A 768-nucleotide genomic window follows, 5' to 3' on the forward strand; every position below is an offset into this window, starting at 1 on the left:
ACAACTTGGGGATAATGCTCAAGGGAAGCGTGTTGCTGTCCCACAGGGTATTCAGGAAATTACTTTAGATGTGGCAAAAAAAACTCCTGTCCTTGCCCATAGTTTTGGGTAATTATCCTGACACTGCGCAGGATATAAAGCTCGGAACCGGGAGGTTTGGTCCGTACGTCCTGTATGGAGGCACATATTTTTCTGTGAAGGGCAGGGAGGACTTTTGGAATTTGACCCTAGAAGAGGCGGTTGACGTCATAAACAGCCAAGCGCAGAAGAAATCGAGGCTTTTAGGGCTGCACGACAATGGCAAGGAAATATACGTATGCAAAGGGAGGTATGGTTTCTACCTGAAGTGTGGTGACAAAAATGTTGCTATCAAAGGAAAAAGTGATGATATCACACTGGAAGAAGCCGTGTCTCTGCTGAATCAGAAAGCGTAGAGCGCGCCGTCCCGTGTATGAATGCGTATGCCGTTGGCTTACAGCGCTACGTGGACTATGCAGCGATTATTTTGTTTTGTGGGAGCAAGGTGGCCTCCGGGTCTGGAGGTGCATGAAGAAAATGTCCCAAAAGAGCTCTGCATCGGCCCGCGTACGGCGCTCATCCATTCCGCTGTCTCGGGCTCCAGACGATTCAGGTCAGCCGAACACCAGTGCCGGACGCTTAGTGTTTAAGAAATTTATCTATGAAAATTATGTTGTCCCGCACCGTATGTGCAGTATCCGTAGGTGGACACTCGGCAATGTCGTCGTTATCAGAATCGCCATCCATGCC

At 49.1% G+C, this 768-nt stretch carries 1 protein-coding gene; it reads left to right on the plus strand.

The features are described from left to right. The first annotated feature begins 104 nt into the window (after positions 1 to 104). Complete coding sequence (locus GAC_RS04645; RefSeq protein ID WP_241760161.1) at positions 105 to 434, plus strand: topoisomerase C-terminal repeat-containing protein; 330 nt, start codon at positions 105 to 107, stop codon at positions 432 to 434. Positions 435 to 768 lie beyond the last annotated feature (334 nt).

The sequence above is a fragment of the Anaplasma marginale str. Florida genome (assembly GCF_000215485.1).
Classification (GTDB): Bacteria; Pseudomonadota; Alphaproteobacteria; order Rickettsiales; family Anaplasmataceae; genus Anaplasma; species Anaplasma marginale.